Below are 20,241 nucleotides of genomic sequence, written 5' to 3'. Positions count from 1 at the left end.
CGCCACCCTCACAGACAGAAGAAGGAATCCGCGAACACCAGCTCATGGACGCCCCACAACAGGGCATCCACGCGGTCATCGCGGCGGCCGTTGATGCCGCTGAACTTGGAGAGCTGGGACTCGAGCTTCGGGAAGCCGCCCACCAGTTCGATGCGCCCCGTCTCGGCCAGCGCGCTCACCGGCTCGGCGCGCTTGGACTTGGCCTCGCGTGCGCGCACCGGCTTCACGTTGACGTGGACTCCCATCTCGGAGGCCACCGTCTGAATCGTCGTCTCCACCATCTCCCCGCCCGAGTTCACCTCGGCAACCAGGGCGTCACACCCGAAGGCGAGGTACTCGCGAATCGCGGCGGCGGCCCACTCGCGCGGCGAACCTCGGAGGCTTGCGTCCTTGAGCACTGAAACGCGTTTGAGTGACGCGCCGTCCGTCCCCACCACGGGACTGTTTCTCACTCCCTGGACGATGATGCCCGTCTCGTCCGAGCCCGTCTCACTGGTGGGCGCAGGGTCCACGGAGACGATGCGACGCTCCAAGCTGCGCGCGTATTCGTGAGCGTCCGCCTCAACGCGGCCCCACTTCGCGGAACCGAAGATGGCTCCCGGCACATCCATCAGCAGCTTGCCGAGGACTTCCTGTTGGCCCCAGCGCGTGTTCATCAGCGCCTTCATGGTGGCAACGGCACTGGGTGCCAGGTTCGCGCGGTTGGCCAGCGAGGAGCCCGTCCGCAGCACCACTCCAGGCCGAAGCGCCTTCGTCTCCGCGTCGGAGAAGAGAAGCTCCTCCAACTTCTTCAGCGGGCGCGGAGTCCCCGTCAGGAGCAGTTGGGGCGGGTTCGCAGCGGTGCCGATGCGCAGCACCATGGGGAGCTGGTCCAGCGCCGCCATCTCATGCTTCCAGGAGGCCGGCTCATCACCCCAGGCCCAGCCGCAGTTGGGCCCGCGCAGCCTGTCCGGCTTATCCGCCGAGTAGCAGATGGCATAGACGCCGTTGGGCCACGTAACGCGCCTCTTGCTGGGCTCGTACACCGGCATGAACCACGGGGGCGACAGGGCGAGGATGCCGCTGGAGCCGCGAATCATGGTGTCGCGCACGTCCGCCGCCGTGGGGCCGATGAGCGCTCCAATCGTCTTGGCCTCGCGGGCCTTCTGAATCACCCAGCGCGCGCCCGACCAAGTCTTGCCGAAGCCGCGCCCGGCCAGGATGAAGCACGTGGCAAACGAGGCCGGCGGCATCTGCTCTCGCCGCGCCCAGAAGTCCAAGTCATGAACGAGCGTCTCTACTTCGGGATGGGTGAGCCGACCGAAGAGACGCGCGAGGCCCTGACGGGTGCGTGCCTGCTTCACCAGGAACGCGGCCGGGGACTCATCCGGAGCGAGGTGGTCCACCAGCACCGAGAAGCGCGAGCACCGAGAGTCAGCCGACATGGTCGTCCTCCTCGTCTGCGTTGGTGGAGCTGGAGGCGCTCGCTTCGGGCTCGGGCGCGTCCGGGAGGAACCGGCCCAGGCGCTCCATCAGCAGCTCGCGCAGGGCCTTCTCGTCGGCGGCCTTGTCCTCGGGCGCCTGCACCTCGACGTTGTCGCGCCTCCCGTAGAGGTCCGGGAAGCGACGCGAGAGAAGCCACTGCACGTGCTTGGGGTTGTGCGACGCGGCGGCCTGGAGCATGTCCGTTGCCCCGGCCATGAACTTCGCTTCCGCCTCGTTCACCGAGAGGAAGAAGTCTCGATACAGGCCGCGCTGTTCTCCAGCGCCTCGGTGATACCAGCGCGAGAGGGTGTGCTCCTCGACGCCCACGAGGCCGGCAACGGCGCGGCGGAACAGGCCGCGCTCCAAATGGGCGCAGATGTCAGCTTGCAACTCGGGGGTGAGCTTCGTTGGACGAGCCATTCATCCCCTTCAATGGGGACGCTTTCCGCGACTGGTCCGGAGTTCTCTTCAAACTTTCATTCAGCGGGCCGAACAAAACCCGAGAGGGCCCTGGCGTTTTCTTGAAGTTTTTCAAGCGTGGGGGTCCGCCGAGCAAGACAGGAACGGGCCCACCGTCCAAAATTCGGACCCGGGGGGCTCGCTAAGTCCAGCTACAGGTTTCACATGTAGGACAAGATCTCACCGAGCGACCTGGGCGAGCCGAGCGTTGCACGCCGCGATGTCCGAGCAGAACACGCGCCAGACGCGCGAGAAGGCCCCGCCCTCGCATGTTTCGGTGACGTCGAGCCTTCCCCGCCCCTTGCGCACCAGGAAGCCACAGAGGGCGCACCGAGCCGCGTACCTGTTGCGACGCAGCTCCGGTGCCCTGTCCGCACACGCGAGGTGACGTGGGCCTGTCGCCAACTCGTAGGCGATGCGCTCGCCCTCCAGGATGGGCGCGCCACATGCCGCGCAAGGCCCGCCCTTCCCGGCGACGAGAACCGGCACTAGCGGAGCCTCTCTCTCAGATGCTCGCGCAGCTCGTCATGAGCCACGGCCAGCAGTTCCTCGACGCGTCGACGGGACATGCACCACCGCGCAGCCAGGGCGCGTGTCCCCTCGCGCGGCATGCCGATGCCGTAGGTGCGTGAGAGCAACTCCGCCAGTTGGGGCTCCAGCTCCGCGAGGGCGCGCTGCACAAGGACGCACCTCTCATGCGCGATGAGGAAGTCCTCCAGCCTGTCCATCTCTTGGGCGAGTCGTTCGTCATGCTTGCGCGTCGCGGACCTGGAGAGCCCCTGCTCTGGCGCGTCTCGGCTGATGAGGTCCACGGCCCGCTGCCACTTGCCCTTGCCGCGCTGGGCCCGGTCCGGCAGACACACGTCCGCTCGGTGCAGGCGGATTTGGTCCATGATGGCGCGCCGCGCTCGCCACTTCACCCACGTCCTGAAGCTCTGCTCTCCGCGCTTCGCGCGCTGATACGTCTCCACGGCCTTGATGGCTTCCATCGCCGCGACTTGGAAGAGGTCTTCCCGCGACAGGGAGCCGCGTGCCTTGTCGAACTCACCCGCGAGCTTTCGCAGCAGGGGCATCAGCATGTCCAACAGCCGGTTGGAAAGCTCTCGCTCGGACTTGGCGTCGCCCTCTACCCGGCACGCGCGAATCGCGAGGACCGTCGTATCAATCCACTCCCGCGACTCGCGCGGACCACGCCCACCACGCACCGACTGTTCGTCTCCCCGGGAAGACGCTTGTTTCACCGGACCTCTACCGCACAGCATGACTGCCCCCTACGACTCGCATCGTTGTGAAACACGCACGGAACACCGAACTCGAAGGCAACGGCATCGCTAAGCAAAGCGTCTGCCATTTCACGCGGAGAACAGTGGCTCGCGCTGCGAGCAACACCACGGCGAGCACACGAAGCGCCCAGGCGCGCGGCAGGCCATCGCCCACGACGAGGGGGACTCGAAGGACGCAACGTAGCGCCCGTCTCTGACAAAACGTCTCAACCATGCTGAAGAGGACAAAGCCCATGTCTCTACTTATGGGGACACTTTCCGCGAGTGGCCCGCATCCGGAGCCGAAAAGTGGGCCTCGCGCACTCCCAGGCGAGCGGATTTCAATCCCTTCCTATGTAACTCTTCCTTCAAGACTCTCTTTCAAGAGAAGAGAGATGAGGTAGTAGTAGGGAATATAAGAACACACGCGAGAGGAACGAGGAGAGGGAAGTCCCGGCCCCCCCTCGGTGCGCTGGTGCCGGTTGCGGCGGACGGGGAGGGCTGCCGCTCGGGGCTTGGAAAATGGCTTGAAAATCCCCGCCTGAACCAGTCGCGGAAAGCGTCCCCATTAAGCATGGTGTGACCCCTTCTCTCGCGTCCTCGCCCCTTCCCGCCCCCTCGGCAGACCCGTGCGTTGCCCAGGTGCGTGCGCTGTTTGCCTCTCGTCCGAGCGAAGCTCTCACTCCTGGCGAAATCGCACTCTCTCTGGGAGCGGAAGACAGGCACGTGAGGCATGCCGTCGAGTGGCTTGCTCAGTCGGGCGAGCTGTCCGTGGGCGTGCGACGCGTTGCTGGCCGTCGAGGCGCGCCTCCCCGCGTCTTCTCGCTGCGCACTCCGGCCCGTGAGACTCCATCCGAGCCGCGAGACGGGCGGATGCGGGTGGCCTTCTTTGACAACGTCCGAGACAACGAGCCCAAGTCCCAGGACGTCACGTGGGACGAGCTGAAGCAGCTGCTCACCACGCCTACCGTCACGTCCTGCGCGCCGTGCATCGGCCACAGGTGCCCCGCGAAGCTGGAGCAACGCGGCTGGGCCCCCGTGGACATGGGCCCGTTGCGCCGGGACGACCATGTCCGCACCGTGACAGTGGCTGTCTTCGATTTGGACGGTGTCTCGTCGGAACAAATCAACGCCGCGTCCGCGAAACTCGAAGGGTATGCGGCCATTGTCCACACGACGCATGGCCACCGGCCTGGCGCCAATAGCCTGCGTGTCGTCGTCCCCCTGAGCCGTCCCGTCCTCCCCTCCGAGTGGAAGCAGGTGCGCGAGGCAGCGGAGCGACTGCTGGCCCTGCCTGCGGACCCGAATACAAAAAATCCCTCTCGCATGTACTTTCTGCCGAATAATTCGGGCGAACACGAATTCGTCGCCAATTCCTCCGAGGGCCGAGCGCTCGACGTGGATGCCCTTCTGGCGACGAGGCCCCCCGCGAGCCCTGCGCCTCCTCGCATCGCCGTGGCGGACCTCAACGGACCGACAGACGTCTACGAGCTACGCGCCAAGCTGCGCCGCGTCCGACAGCCCGAGCACGCCGAAATCATCCGCCGCGCGCTGGCTGGGGAGCCGCTCGCCGCACAGGGCATGCAGGACAACACGCTGAACAAGCTCATGTCGTCCACCGCCTTCGCCTTGCCGCTGGAGACGCCGGAGGAAATCGTCCTGGAGCTGTTCGGCGCGTGCTTCGCCGCAACGGACTGGGGCGAGGGCACCGAGCACCTGCGCGAACAGGCCCTCCTCAAGCTGCGCCGACACCGAGAGCGGCGAAGGGAGAGCGACGCGAAGCGCTTCTCTGACAACGAGGCCCTCTGGACGTCCCTCGGCACCAAGAAGCCCGCCCCGTCCGTGCCCGTCAACGAGGTGGCCGAGGAGGACCCGGACGCGTGGAGGAAGGAACTCATCACCATCGAGACGCCCACCGGCACGCGCCTGAAGAATTGCGAGGCGAACCTCCACACGGTGCTGACGCTCTCGCCCGAGTGGCGAGGCACCATCCGCTTCAACGCCGTCACGAAGGACTTGGAATACTCCGGCGGCCCGTTGCCCGAGGGAACTCCCGTCGAGGGGATGGACGGGGACATCGCCTTCTGGTTCCAGCGAAGTGAGTACGGACGCCTGGGCCTGTTTCCGCGCGCCGCGCACGTCCGCGAGGTGCTGCGCCAGGTGGCCATGAAGAACACCTATGACCCGCTGCGCGATTACCTGGAGGGCCTCACCTGGGACGGAGTCCCTCGCGCGGACACCATGCTGGAGCACTTCTTCGGCGCCCAGGGCGACGTCGAGCACCTGCGCACCATCAGCGGGAAGTGGCTCATCAGCGCCGTGGCCCGCGCCCTACGGCCGGGCTGCAAGGTGGACACGGTCCTCATCCTCGAAGGTCCCCAGGGACTCAAGAAGTCCTCGGCTTTCCGCGTCCTCGCGGGGGAGTGGTTTTGCGACGCGCCCATCAACGTGAGGGACAAGGACAGCGCCGCACTGGCGGGCCGCAACTGGCAGATTGAGCTTGCCGAAGTGACGACCGTGCGCGCCGCTGACGCCGAGGAGATGAAAGCCTACGTGTCGCGCAACGAGGACACCTACCGTCCTCCCTATGGACGCGTCACCGTGCGAGCGCCGCGCCGCTGCGTCCTCGTGGGCACCACGAATTCCGCCGAGTACCTGCGCGCGGACCCGAGTGGCTACCGCCGCTGGTGGCCCGTGCGGTGTACGCGAATCGACCTTGAGGGGTTGAAGCACGCGAGGGACCAGCTCTGGGCCGAGGCCGTGGTGCGCTTCAAGGAAGGGGAGGAATGGTGGCTGGACAATGAGGAAGCACAGCGCGCGGAGAAGCACGCCCAAGAGCGAAGCGAGACCGACGGCGGCCCGGACGAAACGATTCTCCAGTGGGTGTTGAGCTTGCCGCCCGAGAGGCGCAACGAGGTGACTACGGAGCTGGTGGCCCGCGACGCGCTACTCCTCACGACGCCTGGGCAGATTCCGCGCGGCGTCCGCCTCGACATTGGGCGCGCCTTGCGACGCCTCGGCTTCCAGCGCACCCAGCGGCGGATTGCCGGCGTGCAGACGTGGGTCTACCTGCCGCCGGAGAACATCCGAACCGCGCCCCAGCAGGCCCCCGGTATGACACGTCCCTGTCCCGTGGCGAGACTCGCACCTGGGAAGGCAGCCACGCAGGTGTGAAGGCACTTTGACAGCGGCCGAGCATTCGGGCGTACTCGACCAGTTGTGTCATATCGCTGGCATCTCCCGCTTCAGCATCCTGGGTTCAGGTGGGCAATGACGAGCACGAACAAACTCAAGCAGCAAGAGACCGAGAAGCGCCATATCGACGAGTTTCTTCGGCGCATAGGACTCAACGCGAGCGTCGAAATGTACTGCGATGCGCCCGATGCCGTTCTCCTCGTGGATGGGCGCCGAGTAGGTTTGGAGCACTGCGAGTTGACCGAGCAGGAGCTTGCCTCCACCCAAGCAAACATTCGCTCCTTTGCGAGCACCTTGCTTCGTGAACTGAAAAAGCTCGACCTCCCAGAGCACTTCACCGTGGGGGTCCAGGTAGACCCTACATCACCGTTCTACCTCAAGCGTTCCCAGGTTGATGAACTGGCCGAGCGAATAGCGCCATTCATCTTCGCGCAAGCGTCGCTCCTGAGCGCAGGCGCAATTGCCAGCATTAACTCCGTAGCGCTTTCTCACCATGGATTCGCGGACATTGAGTTCATCACGATTCAGCAGCTCCCTCGTGGAAATCCGCTAGGCCATCCCGACGTTCAGGCATACCCGGGCCACTGGGGACCGGGCGCGGCGTCGGCACAGGCAGCAGTCAAAGCGAAGGAGCAACGACTCTCGGCCTATAAGACAGCCCAGTCTCTCAATGAGGTCTGGCTGCTTCTCGTCACTGGCGAATCATGGATCCAGGCGACGGATTCAGCGCTGACAGAGGGGCTCAAGGTCACATCGACTTTCGACGCAGTCTACCTGCTGGACACGAGAACCAACCAACTCCGGCGGATAGACACTCGCGCGGACGAGTAAGCAGCAGGCGCGACCCGCCCATGTTCGGCTCCTCAAGCCTCTCGACATGCACGCGGCTCAACAAAACCGCGTTGGCGTGAACCACTCGCGGAAAGCGTCCCCATTGAATAGAGTGTGGACGCTCCTGCACTTCAGCCCGCCGAGGGCCCCCGTCGCCGCGCCGTGGAAGGGGGCGTCCTCAACTTCCTCTCCGTCTCGCAGCTGAAGCAATTCAGCCTGTGTCCGCGCCGCTGGTACTTCGTCAAGGTGCTGCGCCTGCCCGAGCCGGAAACCAAGGCTCAAGCCTTGGGTGTCGAGGGGCACTCGCAACTGGAGCACTACCTCCGCACGGGCGAGGACGTCCTGGGCGACGTCGCGCGGGCAGGCCGCCACCTGCTTCCAGCTCCGGGCGCGGACCTACTGGTTGAAGAACCATTCGGCACGCCCTCGCCACTGTCGGCGGACGGTGTCCCCTTCATCGGACACATCGACCTCATCAACCAGCGCCGACTCTCGGAAGGCGTGCTGCGCGTCACGGACCACAAGTTCTCGTCCAACGTGGCTCGCTACGGGGCGACGCCCGCGCAGCTGTCCGACGCGAGCACCGAGGCCGGATTGCAGATGGTGGGCTACGGCGTCTGGGCGGCCCTCTCGGACGCGCGCTTCCCAGGTGTCCGCGTGCTGGAGCTGGAGCACCTCTACTTCCAGACGCGCGGCGCGAAGCGCGCAGCAAGCGTGTTGGCCTCGGTGAGCGTCGAGCACGTCACGCGCGAGTGGACAGAGAAGGTCGTCCCCATGGTGCGCCGCATGCGCGAGGTGGCCCGCGCCATGCGCACCGCTGACGCGCCGCCCAACTTCAGCGCCTGCGAGAAGTACGGCGGGTGCCCCTTCAAAGCGCAGTGCATCTCCGGAGAACGCACCATGTCCCTGTTGAACCGCTTCATTCCCAAGCCCCAGGCCACCGACACCGCCGCGCAGCTCCCGCTCACCGTGCCCCACCAGGTCATCCCCGAGCCTCTCGGGACGTGCGACAGGTGCGGCGAGGCCCTGACGCCGGAGAACACCAGCAAGCTCCGCTCGGGCGAGGTGCTGCATGTGTCCTGCCCTGGTGCCGAGGTGGCCGCCGTGCTGCCCCCGGACGCTCCGGCCGCCTCCCCTACCCTCCCCCCTGATGCCGCGCCGAAGCGTCGTGGACGCAAGCCGAAGGTTCTGGCCTCTCCGGAGCCCGCCGAGCCCCAGGAGCCCGTCACCAGTTCGCACACGGCGCCGAGCCCCCAGCACGAGCGCCTGCGCCTCTTCGTGGACTGCGTGCCCAACATGCCCGCCGCGTCGCTGTCCGAGTACGTGGCGAAGGTGGCCGCCCAGGTGAGTGAGGCAGGCGGAGTGGCGGACCTGCGCTTTGCTGGAGCCGAGAGCACGCTGGGATTCGGCAGGTGGAAGGGGGCGCTCTCCATGGCCATCCGCAACGCGCCGCCAGCCCCCGGTGCCTACGCCGCCCTCGGCCTCGCCCACTCGGAGCTGCTGCAACTCGCCGTCGAGGCCCTGGAGCCCCTGTGCGGCCCTGGTGACTTCGTGCGCGGCGCTCGCTGAAGAGGCTCGAGATGCGGCTACTTGAACGACTGGGCGTCACTCCCACGCCCTCCAGCCCCCCGCCGCCCGAGGAGCGCGCTCCGGTCTACGGGCGCTCTCCCGTGGGCTACTCGGCGGACCTCGGCCGCATCCTCGCCCTGCCTCGGCGGAACCTCGCCACCGCGTACACAGCGGCGGACATCGAGGCGCTGGAGGCCCAGCTACGCGCGCCGCCCGGTCCGTGTAGCTGCGCGAGCATGTCCCCGCCGCGCCCCTGCCCTACGCAGTTGCGGCGGGTACAGGCCCAGGCACTTTTGGAGGCACCGCGCGTTGGTGGCCTCCTGGCGCCCATCGGCACGGGCCACGGCAAGGAGCTGACAACCTTCCTCATGCCCATGGTGATGCCGGGCTGCCGCGTGGCCGTCCTCTTCATCCCCGCCAACCTCTTGCCGCAGTTCCAAATCGAGTGGAGCTACTACGGCGCGCACTGGCGGCTTCCCAACCTCGCGGGCGGCAGGTGGTTCCGCGCGGGTCTGCCGGTGCTCCACGTCGTTTCGTACAACAAGCTCTCCAGCCAGGAAGCGACGAACCTCCTGGAGCGCATCCGCCCGGACCTCGTCATTCTCAACGAGGCGCACAACCTCAAGGACCCGAAGTCCACGCGCACGGACCGATTCCTCCGCTACTTCGAGGAGCACCCACGGACGCGCCTCGTGGCGCTGTCCGGCACCTTCGCGTCCAAGAGCATCAAGGACTACGCGCACCTCTCGCGCCTGGCGCTCGGTGAGGGCTCGCCCTTGCCGCTCGCACACCACGTCGTCGAGGAATGGGGAACAGCCCTGGACCCGGGCAAGGTGGTGGCCCCTCCTGGCGCGCTGGAGCGGCTGTGCGAGCCCGACGAGCACGTGCGCGAGGGATTTCAGCGCCGCCGCAACGCGACGCGCGGCGTGGTGGCCACTGAAGAGAGCGCCCTGGACAAGCCGCTCGTCATCCGCCCGCGTTACCCGGGACCCGTGCCCGCGCAGCTCCTCGCCTTCATCGAGCTGGCGCACGCGGGCGAGCGTCCGGACGGAGAGCAGTTCCAAGAGCAGCTCCAGTCCGTGTCCTGCGCGCGGCAGCTGTCCGCTGGCTTCTTCCACCGCTGGCGCTACCCGCGATGCGAGCCGCCGGAGCTGATTGAGAAGTGGTTCGCGCGGCGCAAGGCGTGGAACAAGGAAGTCTGGGGAGAACTCAAGGGCGAGCGCCGCGAGCACCTGGATTCACCCGGGCTGCTCACCAAGGCCGCCATCCGCGCGCACATGACACCGCCCTATGAGGGCGACAAGCCCGTCTGGCACGCGGGAACGTGGGCGGAGTGGGTGGAGATTCATGCCGCCGTGAAGCCCGAGCCCCAGGCCGTTTGGGTGTCGGACTTTCTCGTGAAGGACGCGGCAGAGTGGGCGCGCTCGCGGGTGGGAATCGTCTGGGTCGAGTACCCAGAACTGGGCGAGCGCATCGCCAAGGCGGCGGGCGTGCCGTTCCATGGCGGGGGCAAAGCCGCGTCCGAGGCCATCATCCGGGAGACGGGAAGACGCTCCGTGGTGGCGAGCATCAAGGCCCACGCCACTGGGAAGAACCTCCAGCAGTTCTCCCGGAACCTCGTAGTGACACCGCCCTCGGACGGAGCCACCTGGGAACAGTTGCTCGCGCGCACACATCGGCCCGGCCAGCAGGCACCATGCGTCGAGGTGGACGTGTGCCTGCATACTCAGGACTACGCCGCAGCATTCTTCACGGCTCGCGAGCGAGCGCAATTTATCCAACAGACGGAAGGTCAGCGTCAAAAGCTACTATCGCGCCCTCTCTTCCCTCTGTAGGGCTCTAGAACTTGCGACAACATCAATCCTGGACCTCCGTCTCGACTTCTCCCAGTTCCTTTCGCAGCACCCAGCCAACGACCTCTTTTTCTGACGCATAATCAAATACACGAACCTCGACCCATTTATAGTGACGAGCAGTTCTCTCCACAAGTTGTCCAGAACGAAGCTCCAAGAGCTTCTCTGACTCCGTTGATCTATGTGACATCAGGAACGTCTTCCGCTCAACCCGAAGAACGAGTCCCTGCCCATCCCGTCGGTCCAGCGTCTTTTGCAGTCGGTCAATCACTTCGTAAAGCCGTGCCGATTCCTCTGCCGTGACACGGTTCCCCTCGAGAACTGCATTGAGCAATGCCTTGGCGTCCTGCCCGCTCTCGACTCCGCTCTTCCTTTGAGCCTGGAATGCGAGCACCGAAAGAACAAACGAGAACATCATGAGATATGGGTTCACGTGTGGGGTCGCACGCATGACAGCGGCATGAGGTGTTCCAAAAATACGAACGCAGACTCGGAACACCACCTCCACAAACAGCCGCCATTGATTCTCAGAAACGCCACCTGGTTCTAGAGTCGTTAGCGACGCGACTTCAGCTACTGCATCAACAACTACAGAATTCTCGCGAGCTTCTGCGAGTTCCACCCCTCCATCTCCCTCTTCATCGATGGATTCGACCCAACTCGCCGCTTCAATAAATCTCTCAACGAGGATGGGATCAAACTTTCCAATGAGCCCAACAGCCGCAAACGTCGAGGCCAAGCTCCCTAATGCAAGAGAATCAGCCACCGACTTGCCAACTTCCGCGACATAAGACGAGAGCGCCCCGCCTACAGCAAAACCAGCTTTGCCAACTAGATTCTCCATCCCCGAGAGACCAGCCACATCCTCAATGGGCGATGCAAACATCTTCTGCAAGGAGGATAGCTGCGAGTAGATCTTAGCATCCAATGGGCTCTCAAACGCAGCACCAATCTTCGCAGCTTGCGCCAACAGAGCATTCTCAAATCCCAGTCGCACGCCACCGGGCCAATCTTGCGCTCCAAGCTTTCCTATCGAGGAAATTAGGCCATTCTGCCATTGCATTATTTCTGGCAGACCAGCTCCCCTGAGTGGCTCATTAAGCCATTTGAGTTGCTTCGCCAATTTGGACAGCTCGAGATGTCCAGCCAAGAATTTCTCACCAGCGAACATGCCCTCCATCTTGGGAATACCAAGTCCATGGAGCGGGTCATGCATCCACGCAAGCTGTTTAGCCAAACCAACCACACTTGCGTCGCTATTCAGTAGCCTCGACGCGCGATTCATTGACTCGATGAGTCCCTTGCTACTCACAAAGAGTTCATCAAACTTCGCCATTCTCTCCTCCTCTGATGCATGCAGCGTTAGCTTCCACGATGTTTGGCCTCAAACCAGGGCGCTCGTCTCATCTCTCACACCGGTCAGTGACTGAGAAGCAACCTATGAGCACACTTCTCTCCTCTTAAGATGATCGCAATAGTCTGCAAAAACGGCCTGCCCCAAGCACGCAAGCACCTGAAATTCCTTCAACCATATGGAGACAGGGGCCGAAGGGACCAGCAAGCACACCACATCAGCACACATGGAGCCTCTTGGCGCCTCGCCTGCTGTGCCACGCCCAGAAAGCGTCCCCATAAGGGAAGGAAAGGACGTCCTCTCGACGTCCCGCCACTCGAATGGGAGCACGGGACATGAGCAACGCAGCACTCGCACGAATCGCCACCTCTCAGGCCGCCCTCGGCGCGCAGTATCTCAAGGCCGGTCGCTACCGACTGGAGGTGCAGTCCATCCGCACCAAGGACGGCTTCAAGGGCCTGTCCGCCATCGCTGAAGTGAAGGTGATGACGTCGGAACGTACCCAGCCCAACACCGAGCCCACGCGGCCCGGCCTCATCACCAGCTACGTGGAGAACCTCTCCGACGCGAAGAAGAACGGAGGGGGGCGCTTCAAGGCGTTCCTCATGGCCCTGGCCGGGGCCGAGGAGCACGAAGTCTCTCCGGACTTCATCGCCAAGTTCACCGAGGCGAAGCAGGCCGGCGCCTTCCTCCTGGTGGACTGCGACGTCTTCCCCAAGACGCTCCCGGAGAAGGACGGCAGGCCCGGCAAGGTCATCGAGGGCTACCGCTGGAGCAACGTGAGCCCCACGGACACGGAGCTGGCCGCCATCGAAGCCAAGCGCGCCGCCGCGAAGCTCCCGCCGCTTGCTGACGCCCTGGGCTGACGTTCCCTTCACCTCTGGACTTCTTGGCGCTCTCCCAGGGCGCCACGGCTGGCCCACGTCACGGGCCTTTCGGCGTTGTGCCTGTCCTCTTCAGCTTCGACACCGAGACGTACCCGATTCAACCCGGCCTCCTGGCGCCGCCGCTCGTCTGCGCCTCCATCGCCCTGGACGCAGTTGGAAGTGAGCAGCTCCTTTCCGCCGCCCAGGCCCGCGCGTGGTTCCGTGAGGCCCTCCGTGCGCCGGACGTCGAACTGACGGGCGCCAATCTCCCGTACGACTTGGGTGTCATGTGCGCGGATGACCCGCGACTGGTGGACGCCGTCTTCGCCGCCGCCGAGGCAGGGCGATTCCACGACGTGGCCATCCGCGAAGCCCTCTTGGACATTGCGCGGGGACTCCATGGCGTGGACCCGGAGACGGGCCGCCCGCTTGGGGACGACGAGGGCGCCCGCTACCCGCTGGCCCTCCTGGTGCGGCGTCACCTCGCCCTCGACATCTCCGCCGACAAGCACGCCCCCGACGCGTGGCGCCTGCGTTACGGCGAGTTGGACGGAGTGCCGCTGGAGCAGTGGCCCGAAGGCGCCGTGAAGTACCCGCTACGCGACGCGCGCTTCACGCTGGACGTCCACCTCTCGCAAGAGCGCGCTGCATCCAGCATCCCCAACGGCGGCAACCTCCACGCCGAAGCGGACCAGCTCCGCGCCGCCCTCGCGCTCCACTTCGCCTCCGTGTGGGGAATGCGCACCCATGCCGGACGCGTCGAGCAGCTGCGCCAGCGTGTCGAGCAGGAGTGGAAGGCCAGCCGCGCGCACTTCCAGGCCGCCGGCATCTTCCGCGCCAACGGCACCAAGGACTCCAAGCGCCTCGCCCAGCTCGTCACCGCCGCTTACAACGGCTCGCCTCCCGTCACCCCGCCATCCTCCAGATTCCCCGAGGGACAGGTGGCCACGGACCGCGACACCCTCCTCGACTCGGGCGACACGGTGCTGGAGGAGCTGGGCAAGGCCGGCAAGGTGGACAAGTACCGCTCCACCTACCTGGGAAAGCTGGAGGCCGGCACCGCTACGCCCCTCAACCCGCGTTTCAACGTGCTGGTGTCCACGACGCGCGTCTCCAGCGACTACCAGCAGCTTCCTCAGCGCGGGGGCGTGCGCGAGTGCCACGAGGCCCGCCCTGGCTTCGTCTTCTGCTCCGTGGACTACGGCGGCCTGGAGCTTCGCACCATGGCCCAGCGTGCCATCTGGGATGTGGGCTACTCGTGGATGGCCGAGGCGCTGCTGGCCAAGGAGGACGTCCACACCTCGGCGGCGGCCACCTTCCTGGGTGAGAGCTACGACGCCCTCCTACCGCGCGTGAAGGCCAAGGAGGCAACGGCCACATCCTTCCGCTCCCTCGCCAAGATTTTCAACTTCGGCAAGGGCGGGGGCCTCGGGGCCGGCGGCATGGCGTACCACGCGCGCGCCAAGGACGGCGTCCGGTTCTGCCTGTTGGCGAAGGTGGCGGACACGTGCGGCGTCGAGCGCGTCCCCGTGCGCGTCCAGGGCAAGGTGAAGATGGTCTGCGCCGCGTGCGTCGAGGTGTCGCGCCGCTACGGCGACAGGTGGCTCGACGCGTGGCCCGAGCAGCGCGCCCTCTTCGCTCGTGCCAGCGCGTACACGCGCAACGACCAGCTCGTGGACGTCATGATTCCGGGCGCCAACATCCTCCGGGGCGCGTGCAGCTACACGCAGTGGCTCAACACGCCCTTTCAGGGACTCGGTGCCGTGGGCGCGAAGCTGGCGACCTGGCGCGTGTCTCGGGAGATGTACGCGGACCGTCGCTCTCCTCTCTGGGGCTCGCGCCTCGTCCTCATGGTGCATGACGAGTTGGTGGCGGAGCTGCGCGCGGACTGTCCCAACCTCCTCCACGATGCCGCCGAGCGTATGGCTGAACTCATGCGGCAAGCGATGCGAGAGGTGACGCCGGACCTCGCGGGTGCCATCGAAGCCGAGCCCGCACTCTCGCGCGTGCTCTCGAAGGACGCGGCCACGGTGAGGGACAGCACGGGGCGTCTCCTGGTGTGGGAGCCAGACGCCAAGAAGGCGGCGTGAGCCAGTCGCGGAAAGTGTCCCCATTGAAGAAGGAGTGACCACCGAACCTTCTTCCGGAAATCCCTCCGCGCCTCGCGCCGCGAAGTTCGTCTCCATCGACCCTGGCCTTCGTCATTGCGGTGTCGCCGTGTTCGCCGTGCCAGAACACGAACGCGCGTCACTCCTGGCCGCTGGCCTGCCGAAGAATCCCGAGCGTCAGGACGGCGAGCTGTCGCTGGCCTCGTGGGCAGCCATGGCCTTCGCGGTCCGTGAGTGGCTACGTCCCCGCGTGGGTGACGAGCCCTTTCAGCTCGTCATCGAGATGCCCCGCGTCTACGCCGCCGCGCACCAGAAGGGCGACCAGAACGACCTCATCCAGCTGGCGGGTGTCGTCGGCATGCTCGGTGGCTTCCTGACGAACGTTGCCAGCCGTCGCAGCGTCTACCCGCGTGAGTGGAAGGGCACGGTCGACGCGGACGCGTTCATCGAGCGCATCAAGCAGCGCCTCGACGCCGTCGAGCATCTGCGCGTCGAGCTGCCCTCCGCCGCCTCCCTCCATCACAACGTCTGGGACGCCATCGGCATCGGGCTACACGCCCTCGGTCGCCTCGCGCCCCGCCGCATCTTTCCGAGGTAGCCATGTCCGAGCCCACACCCAACAGCCCGGAAGCCGCACCTACGTTCCTCACCGTGGAGGAGGCTGCCGACTTGCTGCGAGTGAACCGAAAGACGCTCTACGAGGCCATCCGGCTCGGTCAGGTGCCCGGCGTCGTTCGCATCGGAAAAGCACTCCGCATTCGGCGGGATGCCCTGGTAACGTGGCCCTCGGGTAAGGGCCGCGATTCTGCGCTTGGGAGTCGACGATGAGCGTCAGGTTGCGGAAGTGGACGACAAAGGAAGGGAAGTCAGAGGAGGCGTGGCAAGTGGACTTCGTGTTTCAGCACGCGGACGGACGGAAACAGCGAGTCGTGAAGTTCTCGCCCGTTCAGACTCGCCGTGGTGCTGATGCCTACGAACGCGAGCTACGCAACGCTCTGCTCAGCGGGACCTTCGGAAAGGACAAGTGCGGAGGGGAAAGCGCCATCACGCTTGCGGACTACACACCGCGATTCCTCACATATAGCGAGAACAACAACAAACACTCAAGCGTCGACAGCAAGCAGCAGATTCTCAGAGACCATATCCTCCCTTTCTTCGGGACGATGGCGCTCGCGAGCATCGGCCCAGCCGAAATCGAAGACTTCAAGGCGCTCATGCGCAAGAAGAAGTCGGCGGCTCATACGTGGAAGGAGTCCGCATCAAAGCGCGCTATCCGGAAGCGGCAGAACGTCGAGCCCAAGCCCTTGAGCTTGAAGACCATCAACAACGTTCTGGCCGTGCTTCACAAACTGCTGACGCTCGCAGAAGAGCAACGGGCCATTCGGCAGGCGCCGCGTGTGAAGCTCTTTGGGAAGCTGCCGAAGCCGCCTTTCGACTTCCTGAGCTTCGAGGAAGCCGAGCAGGTTCTCGCCGTCGCTGAGCCGGAGTGGCGTCCTGCGCTGCTCGTCGCCATCAAGGCGGGGCTTCGACAGGGAGAACTCATTGGGCTCCAGTGGAGCGACCTGGACTTGCAGCGGAGCACCCTCCACGTCCGCCGGACTATCTGGCGCGGGGTGGAAGGCTTGCCGAAGGGCGGGCGTGAAAGGGCTGTCGAGCTACCCGCATCGGTGGTTGATGCCCTCAAGGCGCACCGGCACCTTCGCGGGCGCTACGTCTTCTGCCAAGAGGATGGCCAGCCACTCACTAAAGGCAAAATGCGAGCACCACTTGATCGTGTCCTTCAGGCGGGAGGCATCACCCGCGAAGAGGGGCGCATCGGCTGGCACGACTTGCGCCACACCTACGGCAGCCACCTCGCTATGCGAGGAGTCCCGCTGAAGGTCATCCAGGAGCTGATGGGCCACGCCACCATCGAAATGACGATGCGCTATGCCCACCTCAGTCCCGACACCCGGAGAGAGGCCGTCGCCGTCTTGGACAGGCCACTTGCGCCAGCGTGCGACATACGTGCGACACAGACGGAGGCCGCCGCCAACCACCTGTAACCACAGAGAAAAGAAGTACACGCCCCGGGAGTCGAACCCGGCGAAGTCGGTACGTCAGACCGATGCCGTCACCCGCTGGCTCGGCGTGCATGCTGCGCAATGGTCCTGGCAGGAATCGAACCTGCGACCTCTCGGTTCGCAACCGAGTGCTCTCATCCTCTGAGCTACAAGACCTGAAGAAGCGTGGGGAAGTACCTCGTACGGGAGTCGAACCCGTCTTTCCGCAGTGAAAGTGCGGCGTCCTCCGCCAATAGACGAACGAGGCAACTGGCTGCTGCGAGACAGCGTGGGGAAGTACCTCGTACGGGAGTCGAACCCGTCTTTCCGCAGTGAGAGTGCGGTGTCCTTCGCCGATAGACGAACGAGGCAACTGGGTACTGCGGGTGAGGGGGCCCGGAAAAAGGAAGAGGCCGGGTCCCCTCTGGGAGCCCGGCCTCGGAGAGCCATGCCACGTCGTGAGACGCGGCGTGGAAGCTCAGAGTCCGGGTGGAGCACCACGGAAGGAAGCAATACCCTCCAGGAACTCATCCTCTTCAGAAGCGGTGTCCTGCTCGGTGTTCGCGAACAGCACGGCGATGCCGCGGACAGTGTCGTTCTTGCGCTTGAGATTCATCGGGCTCATCGGATTCACCGTCGGCATGGTCACCGCTCCTTTCGCCGTGGACAGACGCAGCTGCATTTGCCTCCTGACAAGCCGTGTCTCAGCCGTGTTTCACTCGCCCTAACGTCCCCAGGCAGGACGGCATATCGGCCGCTCCTCCAGGTACGCGGTGTCACATGAAATATCGTCGACGGCGTCGGCCCTCCTCTCGCACGGAGAAGGGAGCCGAGCTGTACGCGCGCCCCTCCCCGCAGGGTTATCTTCCCGGCATGAGGAGGGCCTGGGATGCACGAGGGTGAGGCGGTGGGTGGTTATACGGAGGTGTCTCCCTCGGGTGTCCTGTCGGACCGGGTGGACGCCTTCTGGCGCTTCGTCGCCCCCACTGCCCACCAAGGGAGCACACCTCCCCGCGTCCACCGGGTGCTCCCGGACGGCTGCACGGACCTCATCGTCCACTTCCGTGACGCCAGCGCCGTCGGCCGTGGCGCCGAGCCCCGCCTGACGGTGGTCGGCCCCATGGAGCGCTTCGCCCTCGTCGACCTGGAGCCGGGCTCGGTGAACCTGGGCATCCGACTCAGGCCAGGCTGGGCGCTCGCGCTGCTGGGCGTGAGCCCTCGCGAGCTGCGCAACCTGAATGTCCCCATAGAGGACTGCGCACCTGCGTTCCGCGCCCTCCACCAGCGACTGGCGTCCTGCCGCTCCGTGGAGCACGCCATGGTGCTGCTCCGGGAGGAGTTGACGAAGCGCAACGCCACCCCTCGCTACCTGCCAAGGACCCGCACCACCCACGCGCTCCAGTGCCTCCAGTCCTCCGACGGGCAGGTGCGCATGTCCTCGCTCGCCCGGACCCTGGGCATCAGCGAGCGCACCCTGCACCGGGACATCCTGGACGAAGCGGGCGTGGCCCCCAAGCTGCTCGCCCGGGTGCTCCGCTTCCAGCGGGCCCTGACGCACCTGCGCACGGGGCAGCAGGACCTGAGCACCCTGGCGCTCGACTGCGGCTACTCCGACCAGGCCCACTTCACCCGCGAGGTTCGCGAGCTGGCGGGAGTGTCCCCCACCGGGCTGCTGGAATGAGTCCTGTCCGAATTCTTCAAGACGCTCCGGCGGCGCCGTGAGAGACCCGCGTCACTCGGCAGCACCTCACCTTCTCCTCGGAGCGCTCCCATGCAGCTCGGCTATGTCATCCTCTACGTCCCGGATGTGCCCGCCACCATCGCCTTCTATGAGACGGCGTTCGGCCTGAAGCGGCGCTTCATCCACGAGAGCAACACGTACGGAGAGCTGGAGACGGGCTCCACCGCCCTGGCCTTCGCGTCGGAGGACATGGCGGCCCAGAATGGCCTCACCGTGCGCTTCCATCGACCGAAGGAGACCGCCGCCGCGGTGGAGGTGGCGCTCGTCACTCCGGACGTCGCGGCCGCCTTCCAGCGCTCGGTGCAGTCAGGCGCGAGCCCCGTCCATCCACCCAAGCAGAAGCCCTGGGGACAGACGGTGGCCTACGTGAAGGACCTCAACGGCGTGCTGGTGGAGATCTGCTCCCCCATCTCCGCCTGAGGTGAATGGAATCGCCGGGAATCGAACCCGGACCGCTCGGACGCCAGCCGAGTGCTCTCCCGTTAAGCCACGATCCCTGAAGGGGTGCTGCCAGCGCTCCGACAGGGAATCGAACCCTGTTCACACGGTAGACGGCCGTGCTGCGATCCAATCGCATCCCGGAGCAATACAAACCACACATCTGGATGACAGGATTTGAACCTGCGACCTCACGGATCCGAACCGTGCGCTCTGGCCAGACTGAGCTACATCCAGGAAACCCTCTTCCACTGCGTGCGACGAGTCGGGACGACTGGATTCGAACCAGCGACCTCACGCACCCCAAGCGTGCGCTCTATTCCAAGCTGAGCTACGTCCCGAAACCACCATGCCGCGAGCGGGAGTCGAACCCGCAACCTCTGCATTCTGAGTGCAGCGCCTCTACCAAGGTTGGGCTACCGCGGCGTTTGAAACAGACACGACGACAACGACTGCAATTGAGTGGAGCCGCCGGGATTTGAACCCGGGACCGCTCGGATGCGAACCGAGTGCTCTCCCGCTGAGCTACGACCCCATGAATGTCTTGAAAGCAGCCTGCGGGATTTGAACCCGCGTCGTCCTGAGTGGCGCTCAGGTGCCTCGCCTCTCGGCCAAGGCTGCGTGTGCTGGTGCTGGTGCGTTGCCCGGAAAATGAGAAGGGCCGGGTTCCCTCTGGGGAGCCCGGCCCTGCCTGCCATGCCACGTTCGAGAACGGGCGCGGAAGCGTCAGGTTCCGGGCGGACGACCGCCGGCGGTATCACCCAGCAGGGCTGGGGCAAGAGCGGTGGCAAGGGCGACGGGCGCGAGCGCATCGATGCCGGTGACAGTGTCGTTCAGAATCTCGGGGTTCATCGGGCTCGTCAGGTTCGTCGTCGTCATGTTCACCGCTCCTTTCATCGAAAATTGACGCGCGGATATTTCATCCCTGACATGCGAGTGTTTTCAGCGATACCCTCAACCGCGCTGGGGCTGACCGGGCTCCGGGTTCGGGATATGAGGAAGGACGAAGCCCGCGCCGCTTCCCCCTGGCCGGAGGGGACGCCGACGTCGGGGTGAGAC

18 protein-coding genes and 9 tRNA genes are annotated in these 20,241 nt (G+C 65.4%); 11 read left to right on the top strand and 16 right to left on the bottom strand.

What is annotated here, in order from left to right; translation table 11 throughout:
* Positions 1-8: 8 nt before the first annotated feature.
* The 4 genes from LZ199_RS10585 to LZ199_RS10570 form a co-directional block, all read right to left on the bottom strand.
* On the bottom strand, positions 9-1,424 hold the full coding sequence (locus tag LZ199_RS10585) for a terminase large subunit domain-containing protein (RefSeq protein WP_253993529.1): 1,416 nt from the start codon (positions 1,422-1,424) through the stop codon (positions 9-11).
* Positions 1,414-1,884, bottom strand: coding sequence for a hypothetical protein (locus tag LZ199_RS10580; RefSeq protein ID WP_253993528.1), 471 nt, complete (start codon positions 1,882-1,884; stop codon positions 1,414-1,416). The genes LZ199_RS10585 and LZ199_RS10580 overlap by 11 nt, the downstream gene beginning before the upstream one ends.
* Before the next feature lie 219 nt (positions 1,885-2,103).
* Complete coding sequence (locus LZ199_RS10575; RefSeq protein WP_253993527.1) at positions 2,104-2,412, bottom strand: hypothetical protein; 309 nt, start codon at positions 2,410-2,412, stop codon at positions 2,104-2,106.
* On the bottom strand, positions 2,412-3,128 hold the full coding sequence (locus LZ199_RS10570; protein WP_253993526.1) for a sigma-70 family RNA polymerase sigma factor: 717 nt from the start codon (positions 3,126-3,128) through the stop codon (positions 2,412-2,414). The genes LZ199_RS10575 and LZ199_RS10570 overlap by 1 nt, the downstream gene beginning before the upstream one ends.
* Before the next feature lie 783 nt (positions 3,129-3,911).
* Between LZ199_RS10570 and LZ199_RS10565 the strand changes: the two genes are divergently transcribed.
* The 4 genes from LZ199_RS10565 to LZ199_RS10550 all read left to right on the top strand — a co-directional run bounded on the left by LZ199_RS10565 (position 3,912) and on the right by LZ199_RS10550 (position 10,615).
* The gene (locus LZ199_RS10565; RefSeq protein WP_253993525.1) at positions 3,912-6,359 is read left to right on the top strand and encodes a virulence-associated E family protein; all 2,448 of its coding nucleotides are present in this window, start codon (positions 3,912-3,914) and stop codon (positions 6,357-6,359) included.
* Between the two features lie 96 nt (positions 6,360-6,455).
* Positions 6,456-7,211: a hypothetical protein gene (locus LZ199_RS10560; RefSeq protein WP_253993524.1), complete on the top strand. Its 756-nt coding sequence runs from the start codon at positions 6,456-6,458 to the stop codon at positions 7,209-7,211.
* A 114-nt stretch (positions 7,212-7,325) separates the two neighbouring features.
* A complete protein-coding gene (locus LZ199_RS10555; RefSeq protein ID WP_253993523.1) occupies positions 7,326-8,780 on the top strand; it encodes a PD-(D/E)XK nuclease family protein in 1,455 nt (484 codons plus the stop codon).
* Positions 8,781-8,791: 11 nt separating this feature from the next.
* Complete coding sequence (locus LZ199_RS10550; RefSeq protein WP_253993522.1) at positions 8,792-10,615, top strand: DEAD/DEAH box helicase family protein; 1,824 nt, start codon at positions 8,792-8,794, stop codon at positions 10,613-10,615.
* A gap of 22 nt (positions 10,616-10,637) precedes the next feature.
* Here the strand turns inward: LZ199_RS10550 and LZ199_RS10545 are convergent, their stop codons facing one another.
* On the bottom strand, positions 10,638-11,969 hold the full coding sequence (locus LZ199_RS10545; RefSeq protein ID WP_253993521.1) for a hypothetical protein: 1,332 nt from the start codon (positions 11,967-11,969) through the stop codon (positions 10,638-10,640).
* A 353-nt stretch (positions 11,970-12,322) separates the two neighbouring features.
* On the opposite strand from LZ199_RS10545, the gene LZ199_RS10540 reads away from it, so the two are divergent.
* From LZ199_RS10540 to LZ199_RS10520, 5 genes are all read left to right on the top strand, one after another.
* A complete protein-coding gene (locus tag LZ199_RS10540; protein WP_253993520.1) occupies positions 12,323-12,853 on the top strand; it encodes a hypothetical protein in 531 nt (176 codons plus the stop codon).
* Positions 12,854-12,930: 77 nt separating this feature from the next.
* Positions 12,931-14,943 carry a DNA polymerase gene (locus LZ199_RS10535; RefSeq protein WP_253993519.1) on the top strand — a complete coding sequence of 671 codons (2,013 nt, stop codon included), beginning with the start codon at positions 12,931-12,933 and terminating at the stop codon, positions 14,941-14,943.
* Positions 14,944-14,977: 34 nt separating this feature from the next.
* Positions 14,978-15,559 (top strand): hypothetical protein, encoded by a 582-nt coding sequence (locus tag LZ199_RS10530; protein WP_253993518.1) that lies wholly within the window; start codon positions 14,978-14,980, stop codon positions 15,557-15,559.
* Positions 15,560-15,561: 2 nt separating this feature from the next.
* The gene (locus tag LZ199_RS10525) at positions 15,562-15,789 is read left to right on the top strand and encodes a helix-turn-helix domain-containing protein (RefSeq protein ID WP_253993517.1); all 228 of its coding nucleotides are present in this window, start codon (positions 15,562-15,564) and stop codon (positions 15,787-15,789) included.
* Positions 15,786-17,006 carry a tyrosine-type recombinase/integrase gene (locus LZ199_RS10520; RefSeq protein ID WP_253993516.1) on the top strand — a complete coding sequence of 407 codons (1,221 nt, stop codon included), beginning with the start codon at positions 15,786-15,788 and terminating at the stop codon, positions 17,004-17,006. The genes LZ199_RS10525 and LZ199_RS10520 overlap by 4 nt, the downstream gene beginning before the upstream one ends.
* A 100-nt stretch (positions 17,007-17,106) precedes the next feature.
* Here the strand turns inward: LZ199_RS10520 and LZ199_RS10515 are convergent.
* From LZ199_RS10515 to LZ199_RS10500, 4 genes are all read right to left on the bottom strand, one after another.
* Positions 17,107-17,180, bottom strand: a tRNA-Arg gene (locus LZ199_RS10515).
* A gap of 18 nt (positions 17,181-17,198) precedes the next feature.
* A tRNA-Glu gene (locus LZ199_RS10510) sits at positions 17,199-17,271 on the bottom strand.
* A gap of 30 nt (positions 17,272-17,301) precedes the next feature.
* Positions 17,302-17,374, bottom strand: a tRNA-Glu gene (locus tag LZ199_RS10505).
* A 107-nt stretch (positions 17,375-17,481) separates the two neighbouring features.
* Positions 17,482-17,685: a hypothetical protein gene (locus tag LZ199_RS10500; RefSeq protein ID WP_253993515.1), complete on the bottom strand. Its 204-nt coding sequence runs from the start codon at positions 17,683-17,685 to the stop codon at positions 17,482-17,484.
* 207 nt (positions 17,686-17,892) lie between these two features.
* Between LZ199_RS10500 and LZ199_RS10495 the strand changes: the two genes are divergently transcribed.
* Together LZ199_RS10495 and LZ199_RS10490 are read left to right on the top strand one after the other, a co-directional pair.
* Entirely contained in the window at positions 17,893-18,684 is a 792-nt protein-coding gene (locus LZ199_RS10495) for a helix-turn-helix transcriptional regulator (protein WP_253993514.1), read from the top strand.
* Positions 18,685-18,774: 90 nt separating this feature from the next.
* Complete coding sequence (locus tag LZ199_RS10490; protein ID WP_253993513.1) at positions 18,775-19,164, top strand: VOC family protein; 390 nt, start codon at positions 18,775-18,777, stop codon at positions 19,162-19,164.
* A 6-nt stretch (positions 19,165-19,170) separates the two neighbouring features.
* Here the strand turns inward: LZ199_RS10490 and LZ199_RS10485 are convergent.
* The 7 genes from LZ199_RS10485 to LZ199_RS10455 all read right to left on the bottom strand — a co-directional run bounded on the left by LZ199_RS10485 (position 19,171) and on the right by LZ199_RS10455 (position 20,061).
* Positions 19,171-19,241 (bottom strand) — tRNA-Ala (locus LZ199_RS10485).
* Positions 19,242-19,344: 103 nt separating this feature from the next.
* A tRNA-Pro gene (locus tag LZ199_RS10480) sits at positions 19,345-19,419 on the bottom strand.
* A 28-nt stretch (positions 19,420-19,447) separates the two neighbouring features.
* Positions 19,448-19,523: transfer RNA gene (locus LZ199_RS10475), tRNA-Pro, on the bottom strand.
* A gap of 9 nt (positions 19,524-19,532) precedes the next feature.
* Positions 19,533-19,608, bottom strand: a tRNA-Leu gene (locus tag LZ199_RS10470).
* Between the two features lie 37 nt (positions 19,609-19,645).
* Positions 19,646-19,717 (bottom strand) — tRNA-Ala (locus LZ199_RS10465).
* A 14-nt stretch (positions 19,718-19,731) separates the two neighbouring features.
* Positions 19,732-19,803: transfer RNA gene (locus LZ199_RS10460), tRNA-Gly, on the bottom strand.
* Positions 19,804-19,908: 105 nt separating this feature from the next.
* Positions 19,909-20,061 (bottom strand): hypothetical protein, encoded by a 153-nt coding sequence (locus tag LZ199_RS10455; protein WP_253993512.1) that lies wholly within the window; start codon positions 20,059-20,061, stop codon positions 19,909-19,911.
* Positions 20,062-20,241 lie beyond the last annotated feature (180 nt).

Origin of the sequence: Myxococcus qinghaiensis (genome assembly GCF_024198215.1) — a bacterium.
GTDB classification, from domain to species: Bacteria; Myxococcota; Myxococcia; order Myxococcales; family Myxococcaceae; genus Myxococcus; species Myxococcus qinghaiensis.
This window is presented reverse-complemented; position numbering and strand designations above follow the sequence as displayed.

Coding starts and splice junctions, on each gene's coding strand:
- LZ199_RS10585 (WP_253993529.1), bottom strand. CDS start 1,424: ATGTCGGCTGACTCTCGGTGCTCGCGCTTCTCGGTGCTGGTGGACCAC.
- LZ199_RS10580 (WP_253993528.1), bottom strand. CDS start 1,884: ATGGCTCGTCCAACGAAGCTCACCCCCGAGTTGCAAGCTGACATCTGC.
- LZ199_RS10560 (WP_253993524.1), top strand. CDS start 6,456: ATGACGAGCACGAACAAACTCAAGCAGCAAGAGACCGAGAAGCGCCAT.
- LZ199_RS10550 (WP_253993522.1), top strand. CDS start 8,792: ATGCGGCTACTTGAACGACTGGGCGTCACTCCCACGCCCTCCAGCCCC.
- LZ199_RS10545 (WP_253993521.1), bottom strand. CDS start 11,969: ATGGCGAAGTTTGATGAACTCTTTGTGAGTAGCAAGGGACTCATCGAG.
- LZ199_RS10540 (WP_253993520.1), top strand. CDS start 12,323: ATGAGCAACGCAGCACTCGCACGAATCGCCACCTCTCAGGCCGCCCTC.
- LZ199_RS10525 (WP_253993517.1), top strand. CDS start 15,562: ATGTCCGAGCCCACACCCAACAGCCCGGAAGCCGCACCTACGTTCCTC.
- LZ199_RS10520 (WP_253993516.1), top strand. CDS start 15,786: ATGAGCGTCAGGTTGCGGAAGTGGACGACAAAGGAAGGGAAGTCAGAG.
- LZ199_RS10500 (WP_253993515.1), bottom strand. CDS start 17,685: ATGCAGCTGCGTCTGTCCACGGCGAAAGGAGCGGTGACCATGCCGACG.
- LZ199_RS10495 (WP_253993514.1), top strand. CDS start 17,893: ATGCACGAGGGTGAGGCGGTGGGTGGTTATACGGAGGTGTCTCCCTCG.
- LZ199_RS10490 (WP_253993513.1), top strand. CDS start 18,775: ATGCAGCTCGGCTATGTCATCCTCTACGTCCCGGATGTGCCCGCCACC.
- LZ199_RS10455 (WP_253993512.1), bottom strand. CDS start 20,061: ATGACGACGACGAACCTGACGAGCCCGATGAACCCCGAGATTCTGAAC.